The sequence below is a fragment of the Candidimonas nitroreducens genome, from assembly GCF_002209565.1.
GTDB lineage: Bacteria > Pseudomonadota > Gammaproteobacteria > Burkholderiales > Burkholderiaceae_B > Candidimonas > Candidimonas nitroreducens.
In genome coordinates this window covers 518,594-544,296 of the sequence record NZ_NJIH01000003.1, presented here as the reverse complement: position 1 = coordinate 544,296, position 25,703 = coordinate 518,594, and the positions used below count along the sequence as shown (strand labels likewise).

The following is a 25,703-nucleotide window of genomic DNA, read 5'->3' as shown; positions in this document are numbered from 1 at the left end:
AAGCTAGCGCGCGGGCAGGCCAGTGCTTTGTATCCAGCCCATATGATGGGCGAACAGCACGAACAGGAACAAGGCTATCGACAGGCCGATGCGCACTGTCAGGGCATTTACCGTGCGGTTGGTGCCGCCCTTGTCGCGCATCAGGTAGTACAGGGCGGAGGCCAGGCTTCCCAGGATCCCCAGAAATGCCAGGATTACTACATAGCGCATAACAGCCTCCAGTAAAACTGGAATTATTGCAGACATGACAGCACGATCAAGCATTGCCCCCAAACGCACACTGGCCACTCTGGTCGTGCTGGCGGTTTTGCTGGCCGTGTGTGCGATGGCCGGGCGCTGGCAATTGCAGCGCGCCGACGAGCGCCGCGCCATCAGCCAGGCCATCAACGCAGCCAGCCGCAGGGCGCCGCTGCAGCTGCGGGCCGGCACACCGCCCGCGGAATTCATCAAATGGCGTCAGGCCCAGGCCTCGGGCACCTGGGTGAACGGCGCCACGGTATTGGTGGAAAACCGCAGCTTCAAGGGCCGGCCAGGGCTGTGGGTGGCCACGCCGCTGCTGCTGGAAGCGGCCACGCATAGCGCCGTGCTGGTGCTGCGCGGCTGGATACCCAGCCCGCTGGGCCCCGGGGCCCGGCTGCAAGCCATACCGGCCCCTACCGATACTGTAACGCTACAAGGCACCATGACCAACCAGGTGCCGCGCCTGTTCGAGCTGTGGTCGCTGGAACACCGCCATGCCGGCAAGATGCCGGCGCGGCTGCCCGTGCCCGGGCAAGCGCACCCGCCGGAAGTACAGAATATCGACCTGGCCGCCTATGGCCGGGCCAGTGGCTTAAAATTGCTGCCGGTCGTCATCGAGCAGACCAGCGACGACGGCAGCGGCTTCGGCCGCGAGTGGCCCCGCCCCTCGCAAGACGCCAACCAGAACATCAGCTACGCCATGCAGTGGTTCAGTTTCGCCGCCATCGCCGCCATCGCGTGGCTGGTGACGCTGGGGCGCGCCCTGCGCCGCCGCGCGGGCGCCCAGCCCGGCAAGCGCCCCTGAAGGCCCACCCACCCTCGAGGAATCCGTGTCCAGTCCGTCCAGCTCCAGCTCTATCAGCCTCATGCCAAACAAGCCTGCCAAACCCCGCTCCATCACGCCCCTGGTGCTCGTGCTGCTCGTCAGCCTCGCCCCGGTGGTCTTCGCCCTGCTGGCCTACTATGTGCCGTCGCTGGGGCTGCGCCCCGTGGCGGAAAACAACTACGGCGCGCTGGTACAGCCGCAACGCCCGGTGCCCGAGCCCGCCGCGCTGGATCTGCGCACCCTGGACGGCAAGCCGTTCGATCTGCGCAGCCTGCACGGCAAATGGGTGCTGCTCAGTGCCGACAGCGGCGCCTGCCCCGAATCCTGCGTCAAGAAGCTGTTCGTGCTGCGCAATGCCCACGCCAGCCAGGGCAAAGAAGTCAACCGGCTGACGCGCGTCTGGTTCATTACCGACGACAAGCCGGTCTCGGAACAGATCCTGACCGCCTACAAGGGCACCATCATGGTGCGCGTCGACCCCGCCAAGCTGGCCGCCTACCTGGCGCCCAAGGCCACCATCCCGGCCGCCACACTGGCCGACCCGATGTGGATCATCGACCCGCTGAGCAACCTGATGATGCAGTTCCCCGCCAATGCCGATCCGCTGAAGGTGCGATCCGACATCAAGAAGCTGCTGGCCAACTCGCGCATCGGCTGATATGTACGACCGCATCCACGCCAGATACCGCAAGCTGGTCTTCACCACCTGGTTCCTTACGCTGGATCTGATCATGTTCGGCGCTTTCGTGCGCCTGACCGATTCGGGCCTGGGCTGCCCCGACTGGCCCGGCTGCTATGGCCAGATCACGCCGCTGCAGGCCAGCCGGCACATCGAGAACGCGCTGCAGGCCATGCCCTACGGGGCGGTAAGCTTCTTCAAGGCCTGGGTCGAGATGATCCACCGCTACGCGGGTTCGATCCTGGGCATGATGATCATCGCGATCGTGTACATGGCATGGCGCTACCGCGCCCGGCTGGGGCAGACGCCGCGCCTGGCCACGGCGACGCTGCTGCTGGTGTGCGTGCAGGGGGCCTTCGGCGCCTGGACGGTGACGCACCGCCTGATGCCCATCGTGGTCACCAGCCACCTGCTGCTGGGCATGAGCCTGCTGGCACTGATGACCTGGCTGGCGGCGCGCGAGCGCGGCCACCTGCCGATTGCCGCCGCGGCCCGCGCCTGGCTGCCCTGGATGGTTTTCGGCTTCCTGCTGCTGGCCACGCAGATCGCGCTGGGGGGCTGGGTCAGCACCAATTACGCGGCCCTGGCCTGCATGGACTTCCCCACCTGCCACGGGCAATGGCTGCCGCGCATGGACTTCCGCGACGGCTACTCGCTGGTGCGCGCCCTGGGCCAGTTGCCCTCGGGCGCCATTATTTCCCAGTACGCGCTGACCGCCATACACTGGACGCACCGCAATTTCGCCTTCATCGTCTTCGTCTACCTGGGCACGCTGGGCTGGAAAATGCGCCGCGAGCCGGGGCTGCGCGGCCCGGCCAAGCTGCTGCTGGCGCTGCTGGCCTGCCAGCTGTTCACCGGGCTGGCCACCATCTTCCTGCAATGGCCGCTGCTGATCGCGGTGCTGCACAACGGCGGCGCCGCGGGCCTGGTTCTGGCCAGTGTCACATTATTGGTGCGGCTGTCGCGCGCCGGAAGGTCTAAAATACCGGAATGATCACCGCTACCGCCGCCCAACCCAGCCTCTGGCGCCAATACCTGGTACTGACCAAGCCACGCGTCTCGCAGCTTGCCGTTTTCTGTGCCGTCATCGGCATGTTCCTGGCCTCGCCGGGCCTGCCGCCCATGCTCAAGGTAGTGGCGGCAACCCTGGGCATCTGGCTGCTGGCGGCCGCCGCCTTTTCCATCAACTGCCTAATTGAACGCGAAGTCGACGCCCGCATGCTGCGCACCGCAAGGCGCGCCACGGCCCGCGGCACCATTTCCAACACGCAGGTGCTGGCATTTTCGGGCGTGCTGGGCGGCCTGGGCATGGTGGTGCTGTACAACCTGGTCAATCCGCTGACCATGTGGCTGACCTTCGCCACCTTCGTCGGCTACGCTCTCATCTATACCGCGCTGCTCAAGCCACTTACACCGCAGAACATCGTCATAGGCGGGCTGTCGGGCGCCATGCCGCCGGCCCTGGGCTGGGCCGCGGTGGCCAACGCCGTGCCGGCCGAGGCCTGGGTGCTGGTGCTGATCATCTTCATATGGACGCCGCCGCACTTCTGGGCGCTGGCCCTGTACCGCAACCACGACTACATCAAGTCGGGGCTGCCCATGCTGCCCGTCACCCACGGCAAAAAGTTCACCCAGCTGCACGTGCTGCTCTACAGCATCGTGCTGTTCTCGGCCAGCATGCTGCCCTTCGTCATCCGCATGAGCGGCTTCGCCTACCTGGCGGCCGCCGTGGTTCTCAGCGGCCTGTTCGTGCGCTATGCCTGGCAGCTTTATCGCGCCTACAGCGACGAACTGGCGCGCAAGCTGTTCCGCTATTCGATCCTGTACCTGTCGCTGCTGTTCGCCGCGCTGCTGCTGGATCACTGGGTCGCGCTGCTGTAGTCTTTCCCCCGCCCAGCCGGCAGCACGCGCCGCCACGCAGCACCGCCGGCCTTGCCGCTGTATTGTTGTTTGTCGCCGCCGGATTCCGCCATGCCCCGCCATACCCCTCTTCCCGCTCAGATCGGCCACAGACTGTCCGCCGATAAAACCGGCGCGCCCGCCCAGCCGCACGCCACAGACACGTGTACAGGCATCAGCCGGCCCGGCAGGCGCCGGGTGCTGGCCGCAATGGCCGGCGGCGCGGCTCTGGCGCTGCTGGCGGGCTGCCAGAAGGCCGCCCCCAAGTTCCAGGGCTCTGATATTTCGGGCACCGACATCGGCAGCGGCCTGGCCATGGTCGACGGCAGCGGCAAGCTGCGCACACTGGCCGACTACAAGGGCAAGGTGCTGGTGGTGTTCTTCGGCTACACCCACTGCCCCGATGTATGCCCGACGTCGATGGCCGAGCTGGCCCAGGCCATGGGCCTGCTGAAAGACGAAGCCAAGCAGGTACAGGTCGTCATGATTACCGTCGACCCCCAGCGCGACACCAGCAAGATCCTGAACGCCTATGTGAAGGCGTTCGACCCGAGCTTCGAGGGGCTGACCGGCACACCGGAACAGCTGCACAAGACGGCGCAGTCGTTCAGGGCCTACTACGCCAAGGCACCGGGCCCCACGCCCGAACAGTACGCCATGGATCATTCCTCGTCGTTCTACATAATCGACAAGCAGGGCCAGGCGCGGGTACTGCTGAACGGCAATGCCACCGCGAAAATGATCGCCGGGGATATCCAGCAGCTTTTATAAGCTATAAGCGGGAAGCCGCTTATACGGTATCGAGGCCTTTGGCCGCTGAGTGAATTCTTTGGCTACCGGGTGCAGTTTTTAATCCGCTGAGGCTGCCCTGCGGAGTTCCGATGCTCGCCCAAACTCGGGCTGCGCTTCGGACTCCTCCGGGGTCCTCAGCTCACGCTGCGGCATGCGACGGGTTTTAATCCGTTTCTAAACCAAACTTGGTTTAGAAACGGGATAACAACCGATCAGGATGCCCGGCTGCGAGCCGGGGACCCCGGAGGAGTCCGAAGCGCAGGCGAGTCTGCCGAGCATCGGAACTCCGCAGGGCAGCCCCGGCGCCTCAAGAACCAACCATCGTCGCAATACCGCCATCGCCGCAATACATCGAGTCCTTGGGCCGCCGAGTGAATTCTTGGGCTACTGGGCGTAGTCCTTAAGCCTCTGAGGCAGCCCCGGCGGCTTTTGTACGTGAACCGTATCAGGCTGCCGAGCCGCTGGGCGACTCACCGCCCGGCGCCCGCGGTTCAGGCCCGCGCCTCGATTCGGGCTCGGATTCAGGCTCGGGTGAGGGTTCGGCCGGCGCGGGTGCAGGCTCGACCGGCCCGGCCTCGGGCGCTTCTTCCTGCGGCGGCGCAAGCGCATGGATGTCGGGCAGCGGCTCGTACTGGCGCACCCCTGACTGGAATTCCTGCCACACCGCCAGCGCGCGCAGGCGCTGCTTGGCGACCGCCTCGATTTTTTCCCGCAGTATCGGGTCGCGCGCCAGCAGGGCGTCGAAGTCGCGGCCCGGCAGCATCAGCAGCCGGCTATAACCCAGCGACTGCGCCCGCATGGCGAATTCATTGCCCGAGATCAGCGCAATTTCGCCGAAGAACTCGCCGGTGCCGAGCTCCATGGTGGTCTGATCCGGCAAGACCACCGACACCGCGCCCGAAGCCACGAAATACATGGCGCGCATGCGCCCCATGTGGATGCTGATGGGCTGATCGGGCACCGCCAGGCGCGGCTTGAGCAGCTTGCTGATGGCTTTCAGGGCGTCGGCCGAAATACCCTCGAACAGCGGCACGCGGCGGATCAATTCGCTGGCGCTCATGGCGATGTCCAGCGCCGGCTTTTTGTCCAGATGGCTCCAGCGGCTGTCGATCTGCTTGACCAGGTCGGCATAGACTTCGCCGGTGATCAGGAACTCGGTCAGCATGTCGCGATAGCGTATTTGTTCCAGCGCGCGCGCCATGCGCCCCAGGTAGGATTCCTGCAGCCACAGGGCGAACGAAGGGTACTGCAGGGTCAGCGCCTGGATGGCGCTTTCGAGCAGGGCCAGACGGCGCCGGTGCGCCTGCACGATGGCGGCCGTGGCCTCTTCGCCCAGCAGCGGCTGGATCTCGCTATTGGCAAATTTGATCAGGCGCTGCGCCACCGAGCGCTTGTTCATCAGGTTCATGAAGCGGTAGGCCAGTTCACGCGCCAGCCAGCCCTGGAAGCCGAACAGATAATGCATGCGCAGCGCCAGGCGGAAGCCCACGGAATAGCGCAGGTCGGCGGCGATCGCGTCTTCGAAGCCCTTCAGGCCGCCGGCGCGCACCGCATCGCTCATGCGCTCGGCGCGCGCCAGCAGCGATTCGGCCATGCGCCAGTCGACGATGCGCGCCTTGAGCACGTCGAAGAACATTTCTTCTTCGCGCGACGCAATGATGGCCAGGCCCACCGCCACTTTTTCGTCAGTGGACAGCTGGCGCACCTGGGCATCGGACACCGCCGTCAGGCTGGCATCGAACACCGCGTGTATGCGCGCCCGCGCCTCGGCGCCGATGTGCTCGCGCGTGGCGATGTCATCGGCCTGGGCCTGCAGGTCTTCCAGCGCCACCACCTGTGCCTGGTTGCGGATGGTGCGCTCGATGGGCGAGAGCTGGTTCAGGCGCAGCTTGTTGATCAGCGGCCGCAGGCTGATACCGTTGATGAACAGCGTCATCAGCACGAAGCCCGTGGTGGCCACGGCAATGAACTGGCGCGCCTCGTGCGGCACGTTGTGCTGCTCGGTAACCGCCAGCGCCAGGGCCAGGGAAACGGCGCCGCGCAGCCCGCCCCACAGCATCACCACCCGGTACGAAGGGCTGACCTTGGTGCCGAAGCGCGTCAGCCCCAGCAAGGGCAGCACGCCGAACACCATCACCGCGCGCGAGGCGAACGTAACCACGAACAGCAGCAGCACCAGCAGCACCTGCACCCAGGTGAATTCGTCCATCATGCGCGGGATCAGCATGGCGGCGAATACGAAGATCAGTGAATTGGCCCAGAAGCCGAACTGCGACCAGGCGCTTTCAAGCTGCTCGAAGGTGGTGGGCGACATGCGGGTGCGGCCCGTGGAGCCCACCACCAGGCCGGCGATGACGGTGGCCACCACCCCGGACACATGGAAATAATGTTCAGAGATGAAGAACGTGAGGTAGGCCGAGGCGATGGTTAAGGTGATTTCGGCCGCCGGCCAGCCGCGCAGCCGCATGATCAGCCAGCAGGTAAGGCGGCCCATCAGCAGGCCCATTACGCCGCCGCCCAGGAAGCTGACCAGGAAACCGCCGACCACGGCGCTGGCCGACAGCGGCGAGCTGCCGAACAGCGTGGCCAGCAGCACCGAATACAAGGAAATGGACGCCGCGTCGTTGAACAGCGCCTCGCCTTCGACCAGCGTGGTCAGGCGCTTGGGCGCGCCCACGTCGCGGAACACGCCAATGACCGCCACCGGGTCGGTGGTGGCCACGATGGCCCCCAGCATCAGGCAGATGATCAGTCCGTAATTGGATGCGGCCGCCATGGAAAAGCCCACCGCCACGGTGCACACCACCACCGCGACGATGGCCATCATCAGGATGGGCCCCAGGTCGTCGAGCAGGCGGCGCACGTTGATCGACAGCGCCGTCTCGAACAACAGCACAGGCAGGAATACGAACAGGAAGGTCTCGGACGAGACCTCGAAATTCTGCAGCGAATCGAGGAAGTCGGAGGCCACCACCGGCGCCCAGCCATGCACGTGGATGACCACGCCCAGCACGAAGCCGAGTATGGCCAGCAGCACTGAATACGGCAGGTGCAGGCGGCCCGCCAGCGGCGGCATGAAGCACACCAGCGCCAGCAGGCCAGACAAGCCGAATACCCAGAAACCTACCTGCATTTACCCGATCCCATTTTTCGCGCGCCGCGGCGGCTTGCGCGTGCATATTATCTTAGGATAGCGGTTTTTTCGGCATCTGTTCGTGCAGTGTTTGTGCGGGAGTGGAATGCGCGCCCGCGAGGGCGAGGGCGCGGGCCTACGACACGCTGCGGAAATTCCGGGCCGCGGTAACGCCAAAAGTACGGCAGGCCGGTGGCCGCCGACTTGCTCGGCAAACGACGCATCAAGCTCTAGGCGATTACGCGACCTGCCCCGCGCCACTTGCACGCGGCGAACGCCCATAAAAAACGGGACTCGTGGAGAGTCCCGTAAACATCCGTTTCAAAAGGGAGGGGAAAGAGGAGAAGCCGAAACGGACGACAAGACTAGAAGCTGGCAGGGGATGCCGTGTTCATCGTCTATGTAGGATTAGTCAGCGGCTGCCCGAATTAGTTCTCTGTGCGCCCTTTGGAATTTGCAACAAAATGTATATTTGAGCGGTTTTTCGGCCCGACCGCACCCGGCGCGAGGCCGCCCTTGGATGAGGCGGCCTTAGCATCGAAACCGCCTTTGGGCGGCAGATGCCTTGAACCGAAACAGCCTTAGCCGAAGCCGCCGCCCTTAGGCGGCCAGGGCCACGCGCATTTTCTTGAAGGCCGCGGCCTCGATCTGGCGTACGCGTTCGGCGGAAACGCCGAATTCCTGGGCCAGTTCATGCAGCGTGGCGCCGCCGTCGTCTTGCAGCCAGCGGGCTTCGACGATGCGCCGCGAGCGCGCATCCAGGCCTTCGAGCGCGCCGGCCAGCCCGGCGCCCTGCAAGGCGTCGCGCGAACGGCGTTCCAGCACCTGCGAAGGCTCTTGCTGGCCTTCGTCGGACAAGTAAGCGATGGGCGCGTAGGCGTCTTCGTCGCCCTGGCCTTCCAGCGCCATTTCACGTCCGGACAGGCGCACTTCCATTTCGCTGACGTCTTCCGGACGCACGTTGAGTTCGCGCGCGATGTCGTCGACCTGCTCGGTGTCGAGCGTCTGGCCGTCGGGCCGCATGCGGCGCAGGTTGAAGAACAGCTTGCGCTGGGCCTTGGTGGTGGCCACCTTGACCAGGCGCCAGTTGCGCACGATGTATTCGTGGATTTCGGCCTTGATCCAGTGCACGGCGAACGACACCAGGCGCACCCCGCGATCGGGGTCGAAGCGCTTGACGGCCTTCATCAGGCCGACATTGCCCTCTTGAATGAGGTCGGCGTGCGCCAGGCCATAGCCCAGATACTGGCGCGAGATCGACACCACCAGCCGCAGATGCGAAACGATGAGCTGCCGGGCGGCATCCAGGTCGCCATGATCGCGCAGGCGTTTGCCCAGCTCTGTCTCTTGCTCGTGCGTCAGCAGGGGAACACGGTTGACGGCGCCGACATAGGCCTCGATCGTGCCCAGCGCGCCGGGATTGGAGATGGCCATGGCCAAACTGGTGTTGGACAAAGCCAGAGCGTGCGATTGTTGAGTCATCAGGCGGTATACCCCCAGAATGAGTACCTTGTTGCTTATATTAGCACTCTCGAACCCAGAGTGCTAATTATGAGATCGGGCGGCGAGGGAAAAGTTCCCGCTGCGGGGGGCGCGGCCAGGAAGGCAATGTTGCCAGTCCAGGGCCTGACTGAAACCGAGCCGTTTTTGTTGTGTCAGGCAAGCGGCAACCCTGTATCAGCAGCCCATCCCGTTTTCGCCATGGCGGCGGCAGGTACCAGCAGGCACTCTATGGCGGCGATGTCCGGAAAATGTATTGCATAGACAATGCAGATGCATTACCATCTAGGGAACTACTCTCTCACTGGGGAGCCCAGCATGCAAGCAATTCTAGAAGCGGAATCGACTCTAACCGATCGCTACCAGACCACGGTTCCTGAAAATGTCAGACGTGCGCTCCAACTGAACAAGCGCGACAAGGTTCACTACACCATCCGCTCCAACGGCGAGGTAGTGCTGACCCGTGCCCAGCCATCCGAGAACGACGACCCGGTACTGGGTCAGTTCCTGGGCTTTCTGGCCCGCGACATTGCCAGCCATCCCGGGCACGTGCAGGCAATGGATACCGGCCTTGTCCAACGACTCCAGTTTCTGGTCAGCGGCATCAAGGTCGATCTTGATGCCGCCCTATCTGAAGATGATGAATGAGCACGGGCAGGCCCACGCCCCTGGTCATTCATGGCTGGACGGTTTTTGCTCACCCACTGTTCCTCGCACAGATTGAAGCGCTGGCACAGCAAGTCGAGGCTTTCAAGCAAAAGGATCCGGTCGGGTACGTGAAGAAGAACGCCAGCAAGCGACTGGCGGCGATCACTAAGCTGGCATTCGACGTCATTCCTCAAGACCCCGCTCGGCCGGAGTACCGCCAGGGCGGCACCTTGGGCGACGATCATAAGCATTGGTTCCGGGCAAAGTTCTTCCAACAGTACCGACTTTTCTTCCGGTACCACGCATCCAGCAAAGTCATTGTGTACGCATGGGTTAATGACGAAAGCACAAAGCGTTCGTATGGGAAAAATACCGATGCCTATGCCGTATTCAAGAACATGCTGCAAGACGGCAACCCTCCCAACGACTGGCCTCAGCTATTGGCTGAGGCACAAGCTACGCACAGGCGCCTGACAGAGCTTGGCCCGCAAGATATCTCTACGTGAGCGGAAAACACGGCAGGCAACTTATTCAATCTTCAGAGAACGAAGTCTGGGTAGGTGTGGCAAGCCTATGGGAAATGTCTATAAAGCGGGCCTGGCGGCCCGCAGCCCCACACCGAACTTGTTTTATAGCGTCAACAGGCCCTAGAACCGCCAGTGCAGGCTAAGCGTGGCGCCGTGGTCGCTGGCGCCCGAGCCGAACTGGCCCGCATAGGCCAGGGACAGCTCGGCGTCGCGGGCCAGGCTGGCGCGCAGGCCTAGATCCAGTGTCCAGGCGTCGCGCCGGATGGGCTGGCCTTGGGCATGGAACGAGGCGTGGCGGGCGCTGTGGCGGAAGCTTTGTTCGGTAAGCGCCTGCAGGTCGCCCCCGGCGCGGCGCCAGCCCGCCGCGGCACGCAGCCGTACCGGCCCCAGCGGCCCGGCAACGGTGCCCGTAATACGCAAGCCCAGGGTGCCGAACCAGGTCGCGGTATGGGAAGGGCGCACGTCCAGCGCGGCATCCCCGCCGCTCTCGGCATGGCCGCCGGTATCGGCCCGCACCCAGGCCAGGCGGACAAAAGGCTCGAGCACGGCCACGCCCGCTTGCATAGTGCCCGCATCGAGTGCCGTCGCGCCCGCTTGAATAGAGCCTGTGTCGTGTACGACCGCGCTCGGCTGAATGAAACCAGCCTCGGGTGCCTCCGTGCCCTGTTGAATAGAGCCTGCGTGCATAGAGCCTGCCTGCATAGAGCCTGCGCGCGGCGCGGCCTGCTCCGCAGATGGGGCATGCGTGGCCGCGCCTTTGGCCGCCATACCTCTGGCCAGGGATAGGGGCAGCGACCATTCGCCGAACACCTGGAACAGCCCCGCCCGGTAGCCGTCGCGCAGGTCGTCGCGCCAGGCGCCCACGGCGATGCGGCGTGCGCTGCGCAGCCGCTGCCAGGCGTAACCGGCGCCCAGCACATACAGGCCGCCGGCGCCGCGGCCGGCCAGGCTCAGGCCCGCGTGGGTGCTGTCTATGGATGCGTCGGCCAAGCCGTCGGCGCGGTGCAGGCGGCTGCGCTGGAAGCCCAGGTATAAGCCGGCCGCGGTGTCTTGCGCCAGTTCGCGGGTAAGGCCCAGCACCAGGCCCTGGGTGTCGCGCCCGTCGCCGGCCGTGCCGCCCGAGCCGGCGCGGTCGGCCGACGCTTGAAAGGCCCGCGCCCAGAAGCGCAAGGGCCCGGCCGCGGACGCCGGATCGATAGCCGAGCGGCTCACCTCGCCACCCACAGCTGCGCCTGTGGATTCAGCCAACTCGCCACCCGCTGCAGCGCCTGTCGATTCAGCCGAATTTCCCCCTCTGGGCGGCCGAGAGGGGACATATGGCAAAGAAGATTGCGAACCAGAGCTCAAAGCAAATTCCAGCACGGAATATGGGTTCGCGGCATCCAGCACCGCCTGGCGTACATAGCGGCTGTCTTCCACCATGGCCGACCAGAGCGACCCGCCCCAACTGCCGGAAAGCTGGCGCAAGGCCTCGCGCGCCTGGCTGCGATCCAGCACCACGATGCGCTCGTACAGGCCGGATACGCCGCCGGTGCCGGCCGCCGCGCAGCTTGCTTGCCGGCAGCCGTTTTGATCGCGGTTTTGATCACCTTGTTGATCGCCATCTTGCTCGCCCCCGGCGCTACCACCGCCACCGCCCTGCGGGCCGTCTTCCTCGATGGCGTCGGCAAGCTCTTCCTCGTCAGGATCATCCGCCACGTCGTCGAACGGCACGTCATTGCGCCGCAAGGTCAAATACACTTGCTTTTCGTCGTAGTCCAGTTCGGGCTGCAGGAAGGCGAAATTGCTGCCGACCGAGGCAAAGCGGCTGCCTTGCAGCCCGCCGTCGGCGCTCAGCACCGTATAGCGCGTTTGCGGCTGCCAGTCGCCGGCCTGGGCCAGCACGGCCACGTGGCCGTCCAGCAAGGCCTTGCCGCCCACCAGCAGGCGGTCGGCCGCCCCCGCGGGGCCGGCATCGACCTCGTAGCGGGCGCCGCCCTGCAGTACCAGGTCGCCCTGCACGCGCAGCTGGCCGATGCCGCCACCGGCGTCCCCCGGGGCCAGTACGCCGCCGGGCTGCACGGTCGCGGCAGCCACCGACCCGCTGCCCTCCAGGCGCGCCGCCGGCGCCACCGTCACCGCCCCCGAAAACGTCGTATCCACCGCCATGGCCCCTTCCTGCACCAGGGCGCTGCCCCAATACGCCAGCGCGTCGCCGCCGAGGCGCAAGCGCCCGGCCCCCTGCTTCACGAAGGGCGCGGTGCCAGCCAGCAGGCCGGCATGTTCCGCTTCGCCCTCGGCCACCACCCAACGTACACGGTCGGCGTACTCATCGGGCGGCAGCGGCGTCCATTCGCCCGCGGGCACGTGCGCCGCGATGTTCTCGGCCTGCAGCTGGACGGCGTTTTCCACCCTGACCCCAGGCGCATATTCCAGCACCGTGCCGGTGTTCACATTCAGGCTGCGGGTCAGCGCGCCCAGCGCCTGGTTACCCGCCACCCGCAGCGTGCCCTGCAGCAGCAGGGTATTGCCGCGATAACTGTTCGCGCCCGACAACTCGAGCACGCCGGCCCCCAGCTTGGCCAGCCCCAGGCGCGAGCCGCCGTCATTGGCGATGGAACCGCTTAGACGCAGTTCCGCCCCCTCCAGCACGTCGATGCGCGCCTGCTCGCCGATCAGCAATGGCCGGCTCGACTCGAAGCTGCCGCCGATGCGCAGGGTATCGCCCAGAAAAACAAAAGGCGCATCGGGAGAGCCCCACTGCGCCTCGTCGTAGATGACATCGCTGCCGGCCGCCAAAGCGGGCGGCGGCGACCACAGCACCACCGACAGCGGGTCGTGCGCGCGCTTATGCTCGGTTTCCTCCAGCGGTTCGGCCAGCACCGCGCCGCCCATGCCCACGCACGACACGCCGGCTACCGCCACCAAATTCCACAAACTACAGCGCAAGGCACGCCATAACGGCGGCGCCGCTGCGGGCACACCCACAACCGCACTCATTTCCAGATTCGTGTCCCCACTTTTTCCCAAAAGGCATTTCGACAGCGGATGGATCTGCATACTTTCCCCCTATAGGATAAAAATGCCACGCATGTGGTAAGGGGATTATGAAACTAATTGAATTAAATGGAAATATTTTGATGGTAAAGCTGGGGCTGGAATCGGGGCCGGCCGGGATCAAATCAAATCAAACCAAACCAAACCAAACCAAACCAAATCAAATCGTGCCGTGCCGTGTCGTGTCGGAGTCGAGCTGGGGCAGGGACGGACTGCACACGACCAGCCGAAGGGAAGAGAACGGTAGACAGTAGCCTGCCGAAGACGTACATTATCAATAGGTATTACCTTCAGCTAATAAGGCTCTTATGGCCGCCGCAACATCCATCAAGCTCGACGACGAACTCAAGGGGCGTGTGCAGCAACTTGCCGACGCGCGCCAGCGCAGCTCGCACTGGATCATGCGCGAGGCCATCAAGCAATACGTGGCACGCGAAGAAAAACGCGAAGCGTTCAGGCAAGATGCCCTGCACGCATGGGAGGAATTGAAAACTTGCACCGAAGTCAGCCCGCGTTAACCAAGATGCCCTGCACGCATGGGAGGAATACCAGCGTACCGGGCGGCACCTTACACAGGAAGAAGCCGACACCTGGCTGCAGCAACTGGAAGCCGGTGACGATACCGAGCCGCCGGCATGCCACACCTGATCTGGACGCCGCAGGCTCTGGCGGATGTACAGCGGCTATATCGATTCCTAAACGTAGATACTGGCCCCCACGCTGCGCCTTCGGCTTGCTGCCCCCCAAGGGGGCGCTTTTTGCCTTGGGACGGCCCGGCGGCAAAAAATATTGAAGCTGCCCGCCGGGCGGTAAAGGCCATCCGCAGCGGCGTCAAGATTCTTGCGCATCAGGCACAGATCGGGCGCCCCGTCGAAGATATGGACGCCGAGTTCCGAGAGTGGCTCATAGACTTCGGCAGCAGCGGCTACGTGGCCATGTACCGGCTCGATGGCGACCAAGCCATCATTCTGGCCGTGCGGCACCAGAAAGAGGCAGGGTACCAGCCCAGCGAAGCATAAGGCGTTTCCCATGACCATTCTCGTCACCGGCGGCGCCGGCTTCATCGGTTCCAATTTCGTCCAGGGCTGGTTGGAACGGCACGACGAGCCGGTGGTCAATCTGGACAAGCTGACATACGCCGGCAACCTGGAAAACCTAGCGGCCCTGCGCGGCCGGCCCGAGCATATATTCGTGCGCGGCGACATCTGCGACGGGCCGCTGGTGGCGCGGCTGCTGGCCGAACACCGGCCGCGCGCGCTGATCAACCTGGCCGCCGAAAGCCACGTGGATCGCTCCATCTGCGAGCCCGACGCCTTCGTGCAAACCAATATCGTCGGCACCTTCAAGCTGCTGGAATGCGCGCGCGCCTACTGGAACGGTCTGCAGGGCCGCGAACGGGCGGCATTCCGCTATCTGCAGGTATCCACCGACGAGGTGTACGGCTCTTTGCCCGACGGCGCGCCGGGCTTTACCGAAGCCCATCGCTACCAGCCCAGCAGCCCCTATTCGGCCAGCAAGGCGGCGGCCGACCACCTGGTGCGCGCCTGCCACCAGACCTACGGGCTGCCGGTGCTAAGCACGCACTGCTCGAACAACTACGGCCCCTACCAGTTTCCCGAGAAGCTGATGCCGCTGTGCATCGTCCACGCCCTGGAGGACAAGCCCCTGCCGCTGTACGGCGACGGCCTGCACGTGCGCGACTGGCTGTACGTGGCGGATCATTGCAGCGCCTTGCGCCGAATACTGGAAGCCGGCGCGCCCGGCGAAGCCTACAATATAGGTGGCTGGAACGAGCAGACCAATCTGCAAGTGGCGCAGGCACTGTGCGCCGAACTGGACGCCCTGGCGCCGCGCGAAGACGGCCGGCCGCACGCAAGCCGCATCGGCTTCGTGCGCGACCGGGCCGGCCACGACCGGCGCTACGCCACCGACGCCTCGAAGCTGCGCAGGGAACTGGGCTGGGCACCCCAGGAAACCTTCGCCAGCGGCATCGCCAAGACCGTGCGCTGGTACCTGGCGCACAGCGACTGGACTGCCCGCGTTACCAGCGGTGCCTATCAAGACTGGATCAGAAGGCAGTACACATCATGAACATCCTGCTCTTGGGTAAAGACGGCCAGGTGGGGCGCGAACTGCAGCGCACCCTGCTGCCGCTGGGCCGGCTTACCGCCCTGGGCCGCAAGGGCGCCGACCTCGGCGACCTGACGCGCCTGGAAAACATCCTGCAGACACGCCACCCGGGCATTATCGTGAATGCCGCGGCCTATACCGCGGTGGATCAGGCCGAAGCCGATGCCGACACGGCCTACCGCATCAATGCCGAAGCCGTGCAAGTGCTGGCAGACTATGCCTGGCGCAGCGGCGCGCTGCTGGTGCATTATTCCACCGACTACGTCTTCGACGGCCTGAAGGCCGCCCCCTACCTGGAAACCGACGAGACCCGGCCGCAGAATGTCTATGGCCGATCGAAGCTGGCGGGCGAGGCAGCCATACTGGAAAGCCGCTGCGCAGCGCTGGTGCTGCGCACCAGCTGGGTCTTTTCCGCGCAGGGCAACAACTTCATCAAGACCGTGCTGCGGCTGGCCCGCGAACGCGACAGCCTGCGCATCGTCGACGACCAGCGGGGCGCGCCGACCTCGGCCGAGCTGCTGGCCGACGTCAGCGCCCTGGCCATTGCCGCCTGGCGCCGCGAGCTTATAGCCGGCGGCCTGTATCACCTGACGGCTTCGGGCAGCACCAGCTGGTACGGTCTGGCCCGCCACGTGCTGCAGCGCGCCCAGGACAACGGCGCCCGGCTGCGCACCGGGCCAGACGGCCTGCACCCGATCAGCACCGCCGAATACCCCCTGCCCGCGCCCCGGCCGAAAAATTCGTGCCTGGACACCGGCAAGCTCAGCGCAGCGCTGGGGCTGGAACTGCCCGACTGGACGGCGCACGCCAACCGCGCGGTGGATCAGCTTACCGCCGGCGGCGCAGACCATGGCCGCTAGGTTCGTTATGTGCACGCCACAGGGCAGTACGCCGCCAGGCGCCGCGCCACCGAACGGAACATCAGGCGCGATGCGCGCAGGCACAGGCGCTTGTGTGCCCGGCACGCACGCATCGTGTGCAGCGCTGCATCCCGCCGCTACGGCCGGCACGGCGTCCCCATGAAGTCCCGCCAACTGGCCCTGCCCGGGGTCTTCCTGCTGGAGCCCGAGGTCTACGGCGACGCCCGCGGCTTCTTCTTCGAAAGCTTCAACCACGCGCAATTCGCGGCCATCGTCGGCCGCGACGTGGGCTTCGTGCAGGACAACCATTCGCGCTCGGCCAGGAACGTGCTGCGCGGCCTGCACTACCAGGTCGGCCAGCCGCAAGGCAAGCTGACCCGCGTAATCGCCGGCGCGGTCTTCAGCGCAGTCGTCGACCTGCGCAGAAGCTCGCCGGCCTATGGCAAATGGGTCGGCACCACCCTCAGCGCCGAAAACCGGCACCAGCTGTGGATACCCGAAGGCTGCGCCCACGGCTTCCTGGCCCTGGCCGAAGGCACGGAATTCCTGTACAAGACCACCGACTACTACGCGCCCCGGCACGAACGCTGCATCGCCTGGAACGATCCCACCCTGGCTATCGCCTGGCCCACGCAAGGCCCGCCCATCCTGTCGCCCCGCGACGCGCAAGGCCAGCATTGGGAAGACGCGGAAACTTTCGAGTGAGCGCTCTTCCGCGCTCCCCAGGCTTCCCACTACACTAGGCTCGCCAATCAGGAATTTTTGCCATGCGTGCAGCCCATTCGCCCATAGTCCCGGAATTCGAAACTGAAGAACAGGCAGTAGCGGAGTTCCGGAAGCGGGCGAAGATGTGTCGCCGGGGCCGCCCATCTGCAGAAAACCCCAACGCCGCCCTTAAGCCAAACCGTTGCCTATTTCGCGTTCGATCGCCTGGCGGCATTGCAGCATGCGCGGCGCCACGCGCCTCAGCAGCATTTCGCGATCCAGCACGAAAGACGGGCCGCCGCAGTTGAAGGCGTAGCGCTTGCCGCGCGGGCCGGTGAAGCCCACGGCGATGGAATTCACCAAGGGGTGCCATTCCCCCATGGAAGCGCAGAAACCCTGGGCACGCGCCGCTTTCAGCGCGGCGTCGACCCCCGAACCGATGCGCGCCCAGTCGTCGGCCGCGGCGATGCGGGCGCTTTGGATCAGGGCCTCGCGCTGCGCATCGGGCAGCGACGCCAGGTAGGCCCGCCCGATCGCCGAGGTGCAGATGTTCAGGCGTGCGCCGATGTCCAGGCGTGAGAACACCATGCCCGAATCGGGCTTCACGGTGTCGATAAGCACCATGTCGAAACGATCGGGCACAGCCAGGTGCACCGCGGCGCCGGCGAACTCGGCCAGCTCGGCCAGCAGCGGCCGGATGCGCACGCGCAGATCGAAATTGCGCAAATAGGCATTGCCCAGATCCAGCACGCCCGGTGCCAGCTCGTACGAATCGCTGCCGCTGACCTGGCGCAAGTGGCCGTGGTTGACCAGCGTGGCAAGAAGGCGCGACGCCGTGGCCTTGGGTATGCCGGTAAGCCGCGACAGCTCGCCATGGCCCAGCGGCTCTTTGTGCTCGGCCACCGTGCGCAGCAAAGTCAGCCCGCGGGCCAGCGCGCTGACTTCGTCAGGCGTCTCGCCGCGCGGCGCAGGGCTATTGGGTTTATCGGTCATCAAGCAACAGGTATCGCCGGGTGCGGGAATCGGCGCGCGGATCAATATACCATCGCGGCCGCCCCGTCCGGCGCCTGGGCCGCGCCACGATCCACGTCCAGGGTGGTCGAGCGGCGCAGTTCGCGTCTTTCGGAAAGATCGTAGCGCCGGCCGCGGTGGACGGTGCAGCGATTGTCCCAGATCACCAGATCCCCGGCCTGCCAGCGGTGGCGGTAGACATAGGCCGGCTGCGTGGCGTGTTCCAGCAAGTCGGACAACAGCACGCGGCCTTCGGCCACCGTCAAGCCCTCGATGCCGCAGGCATGCACGCCTACGAACAGCAGCTTGCGCCCCGAGCCGGGGTGCGTGCGCACCAGCGGCCATTGCACCCGCGGGATGGCGTCGATCTGTTCCTGGGTATAGTCGGTGTCGCCCAACATGAAGCGCGAGTGCAGCGCGAAATGCTCGGCCTTCAAGTCCTGGATGGCAGCGCGCGTGCGCTCGTCCAGGCCATCGTAGGCTGCACGCAGGTCGGCGAACTCGGTCTCGCCGCCCCACGACGGGTTGATCACCGAATGCAGCATGGAATAGCGCGCCGGCGGATTCTGGAACGAGCTGTCGCTGTGCCACAGCTGGTTGGCCATGTTGTTGACGATGCGCCGGTGCGTGCGCGAGGCGATTTCGCCGTTCTCGGCCACATTGGAAATATCGGCGAACTCTTTGTACTTGAGCCGCGAGTGCGGGTTGGCGGCCTTCTTGAAGCCCAGATCCAGCGGGCCGAACTGCAAGGTCAGCGCAATCTGCTGGTCTTGCGTCAGCGGCTGGCCGCGGAATACCAGTACCGCGTATTGATCCATGGCGCGATCGATGGCCTGGATCGCCGCGGGCTCGAGCGGACGGGCCAGATCCACGCCGCCGGCCTCGGCGGCGAACAGGGGGTGCAAGGGCTGAAGGGTCAGGGGCATGATGTCGTTCTCTTCTCGGTCTGCGTGCGGGTTGGGAATATCCAGGGAAAAGCCGCGGGGAAGCGCGGAAACTGCGGGCGAACGCCGGGCCGGCCACGCAGCGCCGGCCCCGCCGACCGAATCAATCCAGGTGGATATGGGCTTCCTGGGCCACCTTGGTCCAGCGCTCGATCTCGGAGCGGATCAGCGCATTCCATTCCTGCGGCGTGGAGCCCACCGGCGTCACGCCCAGCGCCGTCAAGCGCTTGCTTACCGCGGGCTGCCGCAGCACCGCCGCCACGTCTTGCTGGATCTGGCTGATGACCGCGGCGGGCACGCCCGCCGGCGCCACCAGCCCCATGATGCTGTAGAGCTTGAAGCCGGGCAGCGTGGCTTGCATGGTTGGCGTGTTCGGCAGGGTCGCGTCTTGCTCGGCGGAGGTTACGGCGATCGCATTCAGCTTGCCGCTGGCGATGTAGGGATGCGCCGAATACACCAGGTCGAACATCAGGTCGACGCGCCCGCCCAGCAGGTCGTTCAGGGCCGGGCCGCTGCCGTTATAGGGTACGTGGACGATGTCTATGCCCGCCTCTTTCTTGAAGAGTTCCCCCGCCAGATGCGTGGCCGTGCCCAGGCCCGGCGTGGCGAAAGTCAGCTTGCCGGGATGGCTGCGCGCATAGGCGATCAGTTCCGGCAGCGTCTTGAAGGGTTCTTTCGGCTGGGCCACCAGCACCATATTGGAGCGCACCAGTTCGGTGATGCCGGTCAGGTCTGTGAGCGTGTCGTAGGCCATCTTGGAATGGATGGCCGGATTGATGGTGTACGAACTGATCGCCATGCCGAACGTGTAGCCGTCGGGCGCCGACTTGGCGACCTGGGCGGTGCCGATCATGGTGCCGGCGCCCGGCTTGTTCTCGACGATGACGGGCTGGTGCCATTTTTCGCCCAGGCCGTGAGCGACGATGCGGGCAATGGTATCGGTGGGGCCGCCCGCCGGAAACGGCACCATCAGCCGCACTTCGTGATCGGGAAAGTTGGCGGCCGCCACCCCCTGGGTGGCAAGCGCAAGCACCGCACAGGCGGTGCCCAGCAGGGATGTGAATCGCATAATGTCTCCTGAAAATTTATGGATCTTAGTTCCATTATATTTTTTATTTACAGGAATTCAATAAGCTATTTCCAGTTTTTTAGAAAATTATCGGAACCATGATCTGATTTATGAACAGGCTCGGGCGGTATGGGCGGCGCCACGGTTGTGACGTCCTGAAGGCGTTTTTGGCTCAGACGTTTACAGCCGCCGCGCCTTTAAAGGCGTGGCATCGGGTATGCCGTGAAAATTCGGTAAACATTTGCACCGAATTTGCCCTCGCCACCCAAACTCAGGGTTCGATCTTTGCCCTCGCCACCCAAAGCTCAGGGCTCGATGGGCGGCAGGTCGTCCGCCAGGATCTGCAGGCCGGCGCGCAGGACGCGGCTGTAGCGTTCCCGCTCGGCCTGGATGCGTTCGGGGGGCCAGGCATAGAAACCCTGGCCGGACTTCATGCCCAGCTGGCCCAGGCGCGGCTTGTCGGCCAGCACCGGCGCGGGCTGGCTGGCGTTCGACAGCGACGGGTATATGGTGGCCGCGGCGGCGGCGTGGACGTCCCAGCCGGCGTGTTCCTTCTGCATGACGGGGCCGGCCGCCAGGTAGCGGAAGCCGAAGCCGAAGCGCACCGCGGCATCGATGTCTTCGGGGCTGGCCACGCCTTCCTGTATCAGCGCGAAGGCCTCGCGCCCCAGCGCATGCTGCAGGCGGTTGGCGATAAAGCCCGGCACATCCTTGCGCACCAGTATCGGCACCGAGCCGCAGCGGCGCATGAAATCCATCAGCGCCTGGCCCGCGGCAGGATCGGAATCGGGCCCCAGCACGACTTCCACCAGCGGCACGATATGCGCCGGCATGAAGAAATGCAGGCCCAGCATGCGGCCCGCGCCCGGCAGGCCGGCGGCGATCCGGCTGATGGGGAAGCTGGAGCTGTTGCTGGCAAGAATGGCTTGCGGCAAGGCCAGGGCGGCAAGCCTGGCGAACAGCTCGCGCTTGATGTCCAGCACTTCCGGCACGCATTCGATTACCAGCCCGATGGCCGGCCAATCCACGTGTTCCAGCCCTTCCGCCACCTGCAGCAGGCCCAGGTTTTCTTCCCGGCCCAGCGCACGCAGATTGGCGGCGATTTTTTCACGGATGGTGTCGTGCGACTCGCGGCGCGGCTCGACCACCGTGGTGGCGCAGCGCGCACGCAGCAGCACCACCGCCACGTCGGCCCCCATGGTGCCACCGCCCACCACCACCGCGCGCGTCGCCGACGGCGCCCCCAACAAACCGGCCTCGGTCATTTCATTTCTCCTCTTTCAGATATCGGATATTCGAACCCAAAGCCCGCAGGTACCCGGGCCATCGATCTATCGATTTTCCCACAAGCCCAGCACATCCCTGCCCGGTGCCTGGCCGCCCTTACAGAGACATGCCTATAGCACCTTCAACCCGGGCAGCGCAAAGCCAATACCCCATTTCGCGACGTACAGGCATCGATCGCGCGGCACTTCACGATGTGGGATAATCGCTGCGTCATGCACAAGGCCACCACCCGTAGCCTGTTGGCGCAGCATGCGCGCACCAACCAATAAACACAGACCACTACCATGGGTGACCGGCCGCTCTGAGCGCACTTTCCGATCGATTGAAAGCTCTCACCTTTGAAGAACTGCCGCTGCAGTGCGGCACAACCCTACCTGCGGCGACGTTGGCCTGGTGTCACTACGGGCCGCCGCCCGAAAAAGCACGCACCGTCACCCTGCTGCTGCACGGCATAAGCGGCAGCCCCCAGGCCGCGATCGCAGCCGACGACCGGCCCGAATTCTACGACCGCGGCTGGTTCCACGACTGGATCGGCCCCGACCGCCTGTTCGACACCGAAGACCATTGCGTGCTGGTGCCCAACGCGCTGGGCTCGTGTTTCGGCTCTACCGGCCCACAGTACTGGCCCCAGCCCGACACCTTCCCCGACATCAGCATCGGCGACACCGTAGCGCTGCAAGGGCTTTGGCTGCAGGCGCTGGGCATTGCTCGCCTGGATGCGGTGATCGGCTATTCGTACGGCGGCTACCAGGCCTTCGAATGGGCCATGCGGGCGCCGGTTCCGGTGGACAAGATCGTGGTGCTGGCCTCGGGGCCGCGGGGCAGCGGCAGCGCCGCCGACATCCAGAAGCTGCGCGGCATCGCCGCCGACCTGCGCAGCGGCAAACCCGGCACGCCCGAACTCTGGATACAACAGCGCCTGAATACCCTGAAAAACTATGGCTACGCCCTCAAGCTGGCCGACGACGGCGTCGAAGACCCGGCGGCCCGCTTGCGGCTGGCTGCCGAAACCTGGGCGCGCCAGTTTTCGCCATGGGCCATGGCCAGCTTGCGCGGGGCCTCGGTCAATTTCGACGTGCGGCAGGAACTGGCCGACGCCCGCAACCCCATGCCGCTGCTCTGGATGCAGTGCCAGAGCGACCCGCTGTTCCCCTGCGAATTCACCAATTACCAGGAAAACCCCAGGCTCAACACGCTGTGCATTCCCGGGAAATACAAGCATGTGTCGCCCACCCAGGAAAGCAGCCTGTGGATAGGCCACGTAGCCGCATTCTTGAGCGACAGCGCCTGACCCGGGCCGTCAAGGCCTCATGACGCCCAGGCCCGGCACGCCGCCAGGCGGCGCGCCGGCATCACGGCCGGGATCAAAAAATAGGCGGCTCGGGCGTGGAATCGGGCCCCGTCAGCGTCACGAAATCGCAGCCCTCGTGCGCCTGGGTGACTTCGCGCTGGTAGATCCGCACATAGCCTCTTTGATAAGGCGACTCGGGCGGCGACCAGTGCTTGCGCCGCTCTTCCAGCTCTTGTTCCGGCACCAGCAGATCCAGGCTGCGCGCGGCGATGTCCAGGCGGATCAGGTCACCAGTGCGCACCAGCGCCAAAGGGCCGCCCACAGCGGATTCGGGCGAAATATGCAGCACGCAGGTGCCGTAGTGCGTGCCGCTCATGCGCGCATCGGACAGCCGCAGCATGTCGCGCACACCCTGCTTCAGCAACTTCTTGGGGATCGGCAAATTGCCCCATTCCGGCATGCCCGGGCCGCCCACGGGGCCGCCATTGCGCAGCACCAGCACGGTGTTTTCATCGACGTCCAGATCGGGGTCGTTCACCGCCGCCAGCATTTCCACGTTCGAATCGAACACCAGCGCCGGGCCGGTATGGCGCAGCAGCCTGGGCGAGGCCGCCGAAGGCTTGATGACCGCGCCGTCGGGGCAAAGATTGCCGCGCAGCACCGCCAGAGCCATGGCCGCCTCGGCGCAGTCGGCCGGCGCACTGACCACAGGCTTGCCCAGGGGCCGGATGACGTCGCCGTCCGTGCATTCATGCCCTTCCAGATTGGCCCCCAGGCTGGCGCCGGTACAGGTCAGCGCATCCAGCTTCAGATGCGGGCGGATCTCTTGCAGCAAGGCCGGCAGGCCGCCGGCGTAATAGAAATCTTCCATCAGGTACTTGCCCGAGGGCAACAGGTTGGCTATCACCGGCACGCGGCGCGCCATGGCGTCGAAGTCGTCCAGCCCCAGCGCAATGCCGGCCCGCACGGCCATGGCCGGCAAATGCACCGCGGCATTGGTCGAGCCGCCCAAGGCCATCCAGGTCGCCACGCCATTCAGGAACGCATCGCGGGTCAAAATGCGCGACACGCGCAAGTCTTCCCGCACCATTTCCACGATGCGCTGGCCGCAGGCCCAGGCCATGCGGGTGTGGCCGGAATCCACCGCCGGGATGCTGCTGGATCCGGGCAGCGCCAGCCCCATCGCCTCGACCAGAGACGTCATGGTGCTGGCAGTGCCCATGGTATTGCAGGTGCCGGGCGAACGCGTCATGCGCGCTTCCAGGCTTATCCATTCCGCCTGGCCTATTGCGCCCACCGTGTACTGTTCCCAGTATTTCTTGGTATGCGTGCCGGCGCCCGCCGCCTGCCCCTTGTAGCGGTCGTTCAGCATCGGCCCCGCCGGGCAGAACAAGGCGGGCACGTCCATAGAGGTGGCGCCCATGACCAGGCCGGGCGTGGTCTTGTCGCAGCCGCCCATCAGCACCACACCATCCAGCGGCAGGCTGCGGATCAGCTCTTCGGCTTCCATGGCCAAGAAATTGCGATACAGCATGGTGGTGGGCTTGACCATGACCTCGCCCAGGCTCATGGCCGGCAGTTCCAGCGGGTAGCCGCCCGCCTGCAAGACCCCGCGCTTGACCGCCTGCGCCCTGTCCCGCAAATGGGCGTGGCAGGGCGACAGATCGCTCCAGGTGTTCAAGATGCCGATCACCGGCCGGCCCATGAATTCTTCCCGGGCCAAGCCCTGCTGCTGCATGCGCTGCCGGTGCGCGAAGCCGCGGATGTCATCGCTGGCGAACCAACGCTCGCTGCGCAACCGCCTGGTTTTATCGTTCATTGCCACTTCCCGAATTTTATGGACAAGATCACAAGACATCGATTGCGTAGACACACCATTCGACGCCTACAACAAACAAAAGCCGCCCATGCCGGACACGAATGCCCAGGTTCTAAGGGTTTTTCTGTATAGTACACATAAATGTTAGCGGTAACATACACCTTTAATTGAAGTGTACGAAGCTTGAAAGGCCGATCGCCATCGGTATAAACCATGACCCGCCACGCCCGCCCAGCCAACGCCACACAAACCAGCCGGCAAACGGCCGTGCCACACCAAAGGAGACACACAGCATGAAGACACGATACGCCGCCCTGCTCTTGGGCGCCCTGACCCTGGCCGCGGCCCTGCCCTGCGTCAGCCAGGCGGCAGCAAGCGACACCTACCCGTCGCGGCCCCTAACCATGATTATCCCCTTCCCGCCCGGCGGCACCGCCGACGGCTTTGCGCGGGCGGTGGGACAGGAACTGGGCAAGCGGCTGGGGCAGCCCGTGGTCGTCGAGAACAAGCCCGGCGCCAACGGCAACATCGGCTCGGCGTCCGTGGCCCACATGCCGGCCGACGGCTATACCCTGCTGTACGGGTCGCTAAGCACCCTGGCCGTCAACCCCTACATCTACCCCGTCAAGGGCTACGACCCGCGCACCGATTTCGTGCCGGTTACCATTACCCACCAGATGGCCAACGTACTGGTGGTGGGCGAGCAAACCCCCTTCCACAACGTGGCCGAGCTGATCAAATACGCCAAGGCCCACCCCGGCAAGCTAAGCTTCGCCTCGGCCGGCATCGGCAACACCATGCACCTGGCCGCGGAACAATTCCTGGCCGCCACCGGTACGAAAATGGTGCATGTGCCCTACAAGGGCGGCGCCGCCGCCATCAACGACATGCTGGGCGGGCGCATACCCCTGATGTTCGACAACCTGCCCGCCATCGTGCAACTGGTAAAAGCCGGCAAACTGCGCGCCCTGGCGGTGGCCGACAGCAAGCGCTCGCCCCTGCTGCCCAACGTGCCCACCATGGAAGAAGCCGGCGTGCCGCACTTCACCAACGTGGTGTGGGTGGGCTTCGTCATGCGCAAAGGCACCGACCCGAAAATCGTGCATAAACTGTCCACAGAAATTCGCGCCGTGCTCGCCAACCCCAAATTCCGCAAAATACAAGAAGACCAGGGCTACCAAATCATCGGCTCCACCCCCGAACAATTTGCCCAGACCTGGAAGGCCGCCAGCAAAGAAATGGGCGAATTGACCAAACGCATCGGCATACGCGTGAACTGATCGCCACGCCATACCCCCGGCGATTCA

General features: G+C 65.1%; 23 protein-coding genes. 14 read left to right on the top strand and 9 right to left on the bottom strand.

What is annotated here, in order from left to right; all coding sequences use genetic code 11:
* Nucleotides 1-3 precede the first annotated feature (3 nt).
* Nucleotides 4-210, bottom strand: a complete 207-nt coding sequence (locus CEY11_RS06130; RefSeq protein ID WP_088602461.1) for a twin transmembrane helix small protein — start codon at nt 208-210, stop codon at nt 4-6.
* Nucleotides 211-244: 34 nt separating this feature from the next.
* Here CEY11_RS06130 and CEY11_RS06125 point away from each other — a divergent pair, with 34 nt between their 5' ends.
* The 5 genes from CEY11_RS06125 (at nt 245) to CEY11_RS06105 (ending at nt 4,415) form a co-directional block, all read left to right on the top strand.
* Nucleotides 245-1,045: an SURF1 family protein gene (locus CEY11_RS06125; protein ID WP_088602460.1), complete on the top strand. Its 801-nt coding sequence runs from the start codon at nt 245-247 to the stop codon at nt 1,043-1,045.
* Nucleotides 1,046-1,106: 61 nt separating this feature from the next.
* The gene (locus CEY11_RS06120; RefSeq protein ID WP_088602459.1) at nt 1,107-1,724 is read left to right on the top strand and encodes an SCO family protein; all 618 of its coding nucleotides are present in this window, start codon (nt 1,107-1,109) and stop codon (nt 1,722-1,724) included.
* A gap of 1 nt (nt 1,725) precedes the next feature.
* Nucleotides 1,726-2,739 (top strand): COX15/CtaA family protein, encoded by a 1,014-nt coding sequence (locus CEY11_RS06115; protein ID WP_088602458.1) that lies wholly within the window; start codon nt 1,726-1,728, stop codon nt 2,737-2,739.
* Nucleotides 2,736-3,626 carry a heme o synthase gene (gene cyoE / locus CEY11_RS06110; RefSeq protein WP_088602457.1) on the top strand — a complete coding sequence of 297 codons (891 nt, stop codon included), beginning with the start codon at nt 2,736-2,738 and terminating at the stop codon, nt 3,624-3,626. The genes CEY11_RS06115 and cyoE overlap by 4 nt, the downstream gene beginning before the upstream one ends.
* Nucleotides 3,627-3,854: 228 nt before the next feature.
* Complete coding sequence (locus tag CEY11_RS06105; RefSeq protein ID WP_088602750.1) at nt 3,855-4,415, top strand: SCO family protein; 561 nt, start codon at nt 3,855-3,857, stop codon at nt 4,413-4,415.
* Between the two features lie 466 nt (nt 4,416-4,881).
* Here the strand turns inward: CEY11_RS06105 and CEY11_RS06100 are convergent, their stop codons facing one another.
* Together CEY11_RS06100 and rpoH are read right to left on the bottom strand one after the other, a co-directional pair.
* On the bottom strand, nt 4,882-7,569 hold the full coding sequence (locus tag CEY11_RS06100) for a cation:proton antiporter (RefSeq protein ID WP_088602456.1): 2,688 nt from the start codon (nt 7,567-7,569) through the stop codon (nt 4,882-4,884).
* Between the two features lie 600 nt (nt 7,570-8,169).
* Nucleotides 8,170-9,051, bottom strand: a complete 882-nt coding sequence (gene rpoH / locus CEY11_RS06095) for an RNA polymerase sigma factor RpoH (protein WP_088602455.1) — start codon at nt 9,049-9,051, stop codon at nt 8,170-8,172.
* 336 nt (nt 9,052-9,387) lie between these two features.
* On the opposite strand from rpoH, the gene CEY11_RS06090 reads away from it, so the two are divergent.
* Entirely contained in the window at nt 9,388-9,717 is a 330-nt protein-coding gene (locus CEY11_RS06090; protein WP_088602749.1) for a type II toxin-antitoxin system PrlF family antitoxin, read from the top strand.
* Entirely contained in the window at nt 9,714-10,223 is a 510-nt protein-coding gene (locus CEY11_RS06085) for a type II toxin-antitoxin system YhaV family toxin (RefSeq protein ID WP_088602454.1), read from the top strand. Before CEY11_RS06090 ends, CEY11_RS06085 begins: the two co-directional genes overlap by 4 nt.
* Before the next feature lie 141 nt (nt 10,224-10,364).
* On the opposite strand, the gene CEY11_RS06080 is transcribed toward CEY11_RS06085, so the two are convergent.
* Nucleotides 10,365-13,223 carry an autotransporter domain-containing protein gene (locus CEY11_RS06080; RefSeq protein WP_158215196.1) on the bottom strand — a complete coding sequence of 953 codons (2,859 nt, stop codon included), beginning with the start codon at nt 13,221-13,223 and terminating at the stop codon, nt 10,365-10,367.
* 365 nt (nt 13,224-13,588) lie between these two features.
* On the opposite strand from CEY11_RS06080, the gene CEY11_RS06075 reads away from it, so the two are divergent.
* The 5 genes from CEY11_RS06075 to rfbC all read left to right on the top strand — a co-directional run bounded on the left by CEY11_RS06075 (nt 13,589) and on the right by rfbC (nt 16,975).
* Nucleotides 13,589-13,798 carry a CopG family ribbon-helix-helix protein gene (locus CEY11_RS06075; protein WP_088602452.1) on the top strand — a complete coding sequence of 70 codons (210 nt, stop codon included), beginning with the start codon at nt 13,589-13,591 and terminating at the stop codon, nt 13,796-13,798.
* Nucleotides 13,799-14,038: 240 nt separating this feature from the next.
* Entirely contained in the window at nt 14,039-14,299 is a 261-nt protein-coding gene (locus tag CEY11_RS06070; RefSeq protein ID WP_233154736.1) for a type II toxin-antitoxin system RelE/ParE family toxin, read from the top strand.
* Nucleotides 14,300-14,309: 10 nt separating this feature from the next.
* Complete coding sequence (rfbB, locus tag CEY11_RS06065) at nt 14,310-15,371, top strand: dTDP-glucose 4,6-dehydratase (RefSeq protein WP_088602450.1); 1,062 nt, start codon at nt 14,310-14,312, stop codon at nt 15,369-15,371.
* Nucleotides 15,368-16,270, top strand: a complete 903-nt coding sequence (rfbD, locus tag CEY11_RS06060) for a dTDP-4-dehydrorhamnose reductase (RefSeq protein WP_088602449.1) — start codon at nt 15,368-15,370, stop codon at nt 16,268-16,270. The genes rfbB and rfbD overlap by 4 nt, the downstream gene beginning before the upstream one ends.
* Before the next feature lie 159 nt (nt 16,271-16,429).
* The gene (rfbC, locus tag CEY11_RS06055; protein ID WP_088602448.1) at nt 16,430-16,975 is read left to right on the top strand and encodes a dTDP-4-dehydrorhamnose 3,5-epimerase; all 546 of its coding nucleotides are present in this window, start codon (nt 16,430-16,432) and stop codon (nt 16,973-16,975) included.
* Nucleotides 16,976-17,164: 189 nt separating this feature from the next.
* Here rfbC and CEY11_RS06050 read toward each other — a convergent pair whose 3' ends face one another.
* From CEY11_RS06050 to CEY11_RS06035, 4 genes are all read right to left on the bottom strand, one after another.
* Nucleotides 17,165-17,968 (bottom strand): IclR family transcriptional regulator, encoded by an 804-nt coding sequence (locus tag CEY11_RS06050; RefSeq protein WP_088602447.1) that lies wholly within the window; start codon nt 17,966-17,968, stop codon nt 17,165-17,167.
* 41 nt (nt 17,969-18,009) lie between these two features.
* Nucleotides 18,010-18,912, bottom strand: coding sequence for a TauD/TfdA dioxygenase family protein (locus CEY11_RS06045; RefSeq protein ID WP_088602446.1), 903 nt, complete (start codon nt 18,910-18,912; stop codon nt 18,010-18,012).
* Nucleotides 18,913-19,033: 121 nt separating this feature from the next.
* A complete protein-coding gene (locus CEY11_RS06040; protein WP_088602445.1) occupies nt 19,034-19,999 on the bottom strand; it encodes a tripartite tricarboxylate transporter substrate binding protein in 966 nt (321 codons plus the stop codon).
* A gap of 305 nt (nt 20,000-20,304) precedes the next feature.
* The gene (locus tag CEY11_RS06035) at nt 20,305-21,264 is read right to left on the bottom strand and encodes a 3-hydroxyacyl-CoA dehydrogenase family protein (protein WP_088602444.1); all 960 of its coding nucleotides are present in this window, start codon (nt 21,262-21,264) and stop codon (nt 20,305-20,307) included.
* Nucleotides 21,265-21,608: 344 nt separating this feature from the next.
* On the opposite strand from CEY11_RS06035, the gene CEY11_RS06030 reads away from it, so the two are divergent.
* Complete coding sequence (locus CEY11_RS06030; RefSeq protein WP_158215195.1) at nt 21,609-22,577, top strand: alpha/beta fold hydrolase; 969 nt, start codon at nt 21,609-21,611, stop codon at nt 22,575-22,577.
* Nucleotides 22,578-22,650: 73 nt separating this feature from the next.
* Here the strand turns inward: CEY11_RS06030 and araD are convergent, their stop codons facing one another.
* A complete protein-coding gene (gene araD / locus CEY11_RS06025; protein ID WP_088602442.1) occupies nt 22,651-24,396 on the bottom strand; it encodes an L-arabinonate dehydratase in 1,746 nt (581 codons plus the stop codon).
* 293 nt (nt 24,397-24,689) lie between these two features.
* Between araD and CEY11_RS06020 the strand changes: the two genes are divergently transcribed.
* Nucleotides 24,690-25,676, top strand: coding sequence for a Bug family tripartite tricarboxylate transporter substrate binding protein (locus CEY11_RS06020; protein ID WP_088602441.1), 987 nt, complete (start codon nt 24,690-24,692; stop codon nt 25,674-25,676).
* Nucleotides 25,677-25,703 lie beyond the last annotated feature (27 nt).